Source organism: Aeromonas sp. HMWF014 (assembly GCF_963878295.1).
Lineage (GTDB): Bacteria > Pseudomonadota > Gammaproteobacteria > Enterobacterales > Aeromonadaceae > Aeromonas > Aeromonas popoffii.
The window spans coordinates 1-7,409 of record NZ_CAWNYS010000246.1; the positions used below are offsets into that span (position 1 = coordinate 1).

Below are 7,409 nucleotides of genomic sequence, written 5' to 3' on the forward strand. Positions count from 1 at the left end.
TCATCAATGCGGTCAATCCAGTGGATAGTATCAGCTATTATATTGATAAAATCCTGCTCGGCTCCCGCTGCCGGGTGATTGGTATCGGTGCCGTGCACAATACCGCCAGACTGCTGAAAAGCATCTGCCGCATTTCAGGCCTCGACATGCAGCGTATCGACGCGAGCAGCCTGAAAGTATGCGGCGAGCACGGCGCGGGGTTGGTGCCGTTGCTCAGCCAAGTCAGAACTGATGAAGGGCCGCTGAGCCAGGTGCTTTCGGCAGTGACGTTGACGCAAATCGCCACCGACACCCGCAATCAAGGGTTGGATATTTTTCACAAAATGCGGCGCCCCCCTAAATACGGCCCCACCGCCTCTATTCTTATCTTGTTTGAGCGCATTATCCAATGTGACGAAGCGCCCTGCTGCGGCTCGATCTGGCTGCCGGAATTAGGTGTGTTCATGTCCTGGCCACTGGCCTTGCGCAACGGCGTCTTTACACCGTTGCCTCTGTCACCCAACCCGGATGAACAGCAACAAATCAACCTGGCTGCGCTCAAGTTAAAAAATATCATCCAAGGTTTTAGCTGATGACGACCGATCAAACCAGACAGATTTTCCGCGATCTGTACATGCCATTACGCCCTGAATACCACTTTCTTTCGCCGCTCTACGGCGTGCTCTGGTGCAACAACGAAATCGCTGAAAAATATTACCGTTTTCTTGGCGTTGACCACCCGATCGGATTGGTTGCGCGCGCTTTGTTCTACCGTACCGACCTAGTCGAATTCGACGTCAGCAAAGAGGTGAAGAACCCATTCACCTGGTTTTCCACCGCTACTCTTGCGCGGGTGATGGCGTTCATGAGCCGTCCACATTTCACCGACGACGATGTCGCCGAGCTATTCCAGTATGTGCGAGACGACGCGGATTTTCACGACGCCGTCGAGCAACAGCATCTGCTCTCAGTGCAAATACACCGGCTTTGCGACAGTGTTCTGCAACGGTTCGAGAACACGAAAACGCAAATCGCCGCTGAAGAGAGCGAAGCGCTCACCCTCAGCGCCCATTTGAAAGCACAGGAAAAAACACTGAATCAGATCCTGCAACAGGCGGAAAACGCTAGCAAAGCGCAGCAAGAAAAGATCCATCAATTAAGATCTGCGATCGCCGCTCTAAAAAATGGCAAAAAAATACTGGGTAAAAGCGCGGTGGAGAATAAAGAGGTGCAGTTGCTTGCGATCAATACCGAAATCGCTGAACTAGAAACACGCCTGAGTGCGGCCCAGCAAGGTGCTCTACATCAAGCCGACCTGCTCCCCGCTTGGCAAAACACTCAAACCGCCGTCGAACATGCCCGCCTCCAGAAGGACGCAGCCACCCAACGTGCCAGCGAGCTGGTGGACAATTTTACCGAAAGCACTGTCGAACAACTGCGCGGCGAGGGATTCAGCACCGATTTCATTGCACGGCATTTACCTTTCAACAAATATCACCGTTACCTGCCACGACGCGTCCAGGACTATATCAGCATCCATTGTACCGATCGGGACAGTCTGCTGGTCGAGCTGCATAACCTGTGTCGTTTGCTGGTCATTGCCAGCCGCACCACCGGCCACGATCGCGATGCGATTCACTTACTCAATGCGGCACTGTGGCTGAAATGCAAGGGCGACCTCAGTAAACTGACCGCCTACATGCTGCAGTTGCAAGCACTGCGCACGGATCTGTTCGCCGACGTGACAACTGATGATACGCGTTTTCCCGATCTGTGCCACGAGTATTACGATCGCGAAGTATACGGCCGCTATTTTCCGCCATTGTGCATTACCAAGACCTGCCGACCAACGCCGGATTCCGAGGTCTCGTTCTCCGATTGCGGAGAGAGCTCTCTGCGCAACTTCATCAACGTGCTAGTAAAAAATCAGGACAGCGCTCAGCTTGATGCAGGGATCCTCAAACGCAGCGGGCTGGCTGTCGATCCGCGAGTCATCGCGTTCTATGAAAAAAACCCGAGCCTGGAAACGATCAGAAGCCTGGACGTGCATAACCAGTGGGCGGAGATCGTTTCATCGCTCAATGCGCGCGACAGCCGCATCAAATATCTGACACCAGGCAAAGACGCCTATTGCGAGTTGGCCGCTGGCGGCAACAATATGCTGCATATGCTGCAAGCGCTGCTAGGAGAAGCAGACATCACAGCCATCTGTCGACAAATTTCGTCTACTTCTGGCATTGACATTCGTTGCGATCTCAGAGAATTCCATCCGGAACGGCACGATCTGGAAGACTTCACCAACGTCGTACACCTTGAGTTCAACGGTAAATACATTTTTCACTGGTATTTCCTCAAGCAGCATTTCCGCTGTGCTTCGGCGGATCTCTTCAACGAAGAGGAAAATTATGTACGCCAGGCGCTCGACACACTTAACGCCGAGATGAAGCAACGCAGTCTGGATCGCGATCAGTTCCGCGCACTACTCAGCTTCTTTCTAAAAGAAAAACCAGTGGTTCAGGTCAAAACGATGTTCAACGACCTCGGCGCAGCTCTCATCGGCGATGAAATGACGTTCTTGATGCTGGCTAAATTGAATTCAGTCGACTCGATGTTCGATTACTGTATGAACGTTCTGACCATTCCAACGCTGGCGCACAGCGAGCCAATCTCGGCGACCATCACCGCGATTATTCAAGGCATCAGCCCACACCCAGTCATCTTCGAACAGAGAAAAAATCTCGTCGAGAGGATCATAGATTGCGGTGTTACTTCATTAATCGATCTGGCGAACCGGTGGGAAAAGGAATGTTTGGAACCGATATAATATACCCTTGTCATAGACAGATTGAAAAACTTTAAGGAGAGAAAATCTTGAAGCTAACATTCATACCTTATTTTCCAAAAGAAGTATGGGTTATTTTTATTGGGACATTTTTGACACGTTCCTGTTTTTTCATGATTTGGCCGTTCATTACAATTCTCATGAGAAACAACTACGGCATGACACCGATGGAAATCGGCGTTATGATGAGCGTATCGCTTATCGCGTCTATTTCTTTCGGATATTTATTTGGCGGCGCTTCGGATAAATATGGCCGCCGAACGTTGATTATTCTCGGCGTTCTTGCCGCCATCCTGTCTTTTAGCATGCTCGCGCTGGCTAATTCACCCGGATGGTATTTTATCGGTATTTTGCTCAATGGTATTTCCCGTTCATTGATCGAACCCGCGAGCAAGGCGGTGATCAGCGATATTCTCCATGACAGGCAAGAACGAGAGCGCGCGCTGAACATCCGTTATTTTCTGATGAACGTCGGTGCCGCCCTCGGCCCATTAGTCGGCGTAGCCCTCGGGCTGACGGCGCAAAAAGCCACATTCTTCGTCACCGCGCTATCGTTCCTTTGCTACCTTATACTGGTGCTCGTGGTGTTCAAGCCAGGGTATGGTAAAGATACACGCAACGCCACCTTCTCGTTCCTTGGTTCATTGCGGATCATCTGGAATGATCAGGCGTTCAAAGTTCTGGTGGTCGCCAACATTTTGGTGATGCTGGTCTATGGGCAAATTGACGTGACGCTGCCGCAATATCTCATGATCAGCAAGGTACACAGCCCAGAATACCTACTCAGCGTGCTGATATTCGTCAACGCGGCCACGGTGATAACGCTGCAGTATTTCACCGAGCGCTTTACCCGCAACATGACGATAGCACTGAAAACCAGCTTGGGCGTGTTTTTCCTCGCGCTTTCGCAGATTGTCTTTCTGCTAGTTTCGAGTGAAAGCTGGGGGCTGTGGCTTGTTGCGATGTTCTTGCTCAGCCTCGGCGAAGTGATCCTTTTCCCGACGCTCAATATACAAATTGATCGTATGGCGCCAGCCAACCTTAAAGGCGCTTATTTCGGCGCCGCCACGTTTTACGAGTTCGGCCTGGCGTTGGCACCATTTATCGGCGGTTTTCTACTGCAACAAGGTGGTGGTAGTGCATTGTATGCCGTGATGTTCTTCTTATGCATCGGCGTTATCGTTCTTTATTCTATTTCAGAAAGAATATCTGAAAAAAGAACGCTCACCGCCTGATACCATTAACAATGTTATTAAGGCCGTCCCTTCATTTTTAAATTTGAAGGGGCGGGTTTATCGTGAACCAAATAACAGTAAAAATAACGCCCCCCTATTAGCAAACATTCACCGAGGGCGGATTGACATGAAAAATGAGGCGATCGCCTTTTGCCCCTCCTTTGCCTCTTGCATGATCCCCCTGTGAGGCATGCTATTCTGCATGAGCAAACACCATTCGGCACCGGTAGTGCCACCTCTCACTCTTGAACAGGTCCACAAGCTACTGAACCGCATTACCGAGTTTGAGGACCGCGCGGCAACTCCCCCAAGCCGCCATCCAGGGCGCCACCGGCTCGCAAGGACCCGCACCGGAAACGCCACCCTCACAACGCCCGTCTGTCCGGAGAGTCTAATTTCATTATCCGGCGTCGGATTGAACCTGCTGTGGTGGCAAGGTGTTGGCGCATGCCAAGCCTTACCCGATGCGTCAACACGGCTGAGGCAATTCTGCCCGACACGGAGAACGATGCCCACATGGACTCCAACCAGCTAAACTACATCACCCTGCAAAAGTGATCAGTTTCATCAAAATATCAGCAATATACAGCAGCAGCTTAAACAACACTTCGGTCTGAGTTTCAGTCTCGGCGCCATCAGCAAGGTACAAAAATGGGTCTGCGGCATGCTGACCTCCACTCATCAGGCCATCAAGCAGCAGGAGCTGTCTGCCTCTCTCACCCACGCCGACGAGACCCAGAATCAACGTGGCGTTGAACGGCATTGGATGTGGATGACCCTAGGGTTTGGCCTATAGCGTGGCAAGGAGGCCACTCGCCGGCTGATGGGCCAGGAGCCAACGGGCATGATAGTGACGAACCTGTATTCCGCTTATCGGTTCGTTCCCCCAGGCCAACGCCAGCTGTGCAGGTCGTATCATGTAACCGCCATAGCCAACAGCAGTGAGTCTGTCAATCAGTCCATCTGTGCCAAACTGGTACTGCTGACCAATAGCGTGTTCCGTATACGCCTTCGCTGGGAGAGCGGCATCCTGAGCAAGAAGCACTCTCTTCGCAGGCTTAGACGCTGCCGGTTTATTATCAAGAATGATGAGATGGTATGGTGGCTCATGAGTGATGACGACATCGCATTGACGAACAGCGAGGCGGAGTATGCCTAGCGTGGCTATGTGCTATGGCGCTGTCCACAAGAATGGCTGCGAGCCGTGGTCAGAGCCTGCATCGAGAAGACGAACTACCCTATACATCAACCACCAGTCGGTGAACGCCCCCTATAATGGTTATTATTTAAGCGGATGATTCATTTGATACCAAAAAACTTAATAAATCCATTTACAGAAGTGTTTATTAGATGTTATAAATTCATTCATTGCAGGCGTGTAGCTCAGTGGTAGAGCGCTGTGTCATACATCACAGAGGTCATCTGGTTCGATTCCGGTCACGCCAACCAATATCAAATACATTATTTTTCCTGCTATCTCCCTGTTATTATTTTTTCACCGAACGGTATTGGAGATTATTTATATATTCCTTCCTGCCGTTATTTCCCATCATCCCGCTGCGCCATCCGGTAAAGTGCCTCATTAATTAGGAACGGCACGAAAATTTTCTACTCTTAGCCATCCCCTCGGCGTTGTTTCCCAAATCATGATGGTTCATGCGAAACTTATGGCGCTCTCGGTGATCTGATCACCAAATCCCTCTTCAAATCAGCATCATGGGCAAGTCGCTTCACGCCATATCCAACTGGCCACAGTACAACCGTTCCCTGGTCAAACGCGGCTCGCTAACGTTCTGGGTTGATGAGAATGTCGTTCATAACTGGTTCCATCAAGAACATCATGGCCGACGGGGACGAAGCGCCCTCTACACCGACCAGACCATCTGTACCTTTCTCATGCTCAAGGGCATTTTCAACCTCTCCCTGCGGGCGACACAGGGCCTGCTCGACTCGCTGTTTGATCTGATGAATGTGCCGCTGTGTGCCCCCGACTACAGCTGTGTCAGCAAGCGCGCCAGTACCGTGAAGGTGGCATACCGCCAGCCACCCAAGGGCAAGGTGACCGATTTGGTTATCGATTCCACCGGCTTGAAAGTGTTTGGCGAGGGTCAATGGAAGGTCAGAAAGCATGGCCATGACAAGCGCCGGGTCTGGCGCAAATTGCATCTGGCTGTGGATCCGGCGACCCACGACATCGTGGCAGCCGAGGCCTCGTTGGAAAATGTTCATGATGCCGAGGTGTTGCCGACCCTGTTCAATCCGCTACGCCGAGCCCTTGGGACCGTGTATGCCGATGGCGCATATGACACCAAGGCCTGCCATAAACTGATAAAGCGCAAAGGAGCCAAGGCTTGTATTCCGCCGCGCAAGAATGCCGGTTTATGGGAAGAGGGGCATCCACGTAATGAAGCGGTTCTGGTGATGCGCAAGGAGGGGCTGACCCACTGGAAGCAGCAGTCCGGGTATCATCGGCGCTCATTGGCCGAGACGGCGATGTATAGGTTCAAACAATTGATGACGGGAAAAATCAGTCTACGTAACTACAACGGACAAGTGGGAGAGATCATGGCCTACGTGTGTGCGATGAACAAACTGAATGCCCTTGGGCTGCCTGTTAGAAAGCCCCAAGTGTAGCTATCACCTGGGGATGGGGAAGTTGTGGCCTAATCGCTGATTTGGGCAACAACGCCCATTTATGCAAACAGCAATTGTGTCAGGTAACCCACCGCCATCTGAGTACATAATCTTCATTACACAACCCACCTGGCAGCTCTTGCAACCAACTTACAGCACTGCCAGGTGTTGCCTAGCCTCAAACTACTGCCCCAACTCTGTACAGCTTGCTGACAAGCAATTGGATCGCTTCAAATGACACCACTTGCGACAGTGGGATGATAGACTTTTTGGGGCTCAATTGGTTTTTTTTAGATTTTTTTCATTTTCTGCGAACCGCTTTGCTCACTAAGCCCCTCTTATCAAGTAAGGGAGCGATTCAGCACTCTTGCAATCGAAGGAGACGGACATGTTCTATGTAAAGAATGTCCCAAACTGGGAGCGAGTATTGCGCATCATTTTGGGCATCATGGCGCTCGTGTTTGCAGTGATGAGCTGGGGTAAATAAGACCTTGCTGTTGCAGCAGGAGTAATGAGTGCCATCCTTTCCATGACTGGCCTGAAGGGTTTCTGCCCTATGTGTGCCATGGTTGGCCGTAAACTCGACAAAAGGAACTGAGCCATGACACATGGCATGATGGAAAAAGAGGATCTCATTCTGTCCGCGCAGACAGGAGATCATGCGGCGATTGGATTTGACCCCATAGGTCCAGACACTTTTTCCCGCTTAGGGCTGTGAT

Annotated in this window: 4 protein-coding genes, 1 tRNA gene and 2 pseudogenes; all 7 read left to right on the forward strand. The window is 51.2% G+C overall.

Annotated elements, in window-relative coordinates; translation table 11 throughout:
• On the forward strand, nt 1-572 hold a 572-nt coding region (locus AAC083_RS09995), incomplete at its 5' end, for a hypothetical protein (protein ID WP_219927877.1).
• Complete coding sequence (locus AAC083_RS10000; protein WP_108536502.1) at nt 572-2,803, forward strand: hypothetical protein; 2,232 nt, start codon at nt 572-574, stop codon at nt 2,801-2,803. The genes AAC083_RS09995 and AAC083_RS10000, both read left to right, overlap by 1 nt.
• A gap of 47 nt (nt 2,804-2,850) precedes the next feature.
• On the forward strand, nt 2,851-4,056 hold the full coding sequence (locus AAC083_RS10005) for an MDR family MFS transporter (RefSeq protein WP_108536503.1): 1,206 nt from the start codon (nt 2,851-2,853) through the stop codon (nt 4,054-4,056).
• A gap of 202 nt (nt 4,057-4,258) precedes the next feature.
• A pseudogene (locus AAC083_RS10010) lies at nt 4,259-5,332 on the forward strand (IS66 family transposase).
• A gap of 96 nt (nt 5,333-5,428) precedes the next feature.
• Nucleotides 5,429-5,505 (forward strand) — tRNA-Met (locus AAC083_RS10015).
• Between the two features lie 267 nt (nt 5,506-5,772).
• Nucleotides 5,773-6,690 (forward strand): IS5 family transposase, encoded by a 918-nt coding sequence (locus AAC083_RS10020; RefSeq protein WP_108536504.1) that lies wholly within the window; start codon nt 5,773-5,775, stop codon nt 6,688-6,690.
• Nucleotides 6,691-7,078: 388 nt separating this feature from the next.
• A pseudogene (locus tag AAC083_RS10025) lies at nt 7,079-7,288 on the forward strand (YgaP family membrane protein).
• Nucleotides 7,289-7,409: the final 121 nt, after the last annotated feature.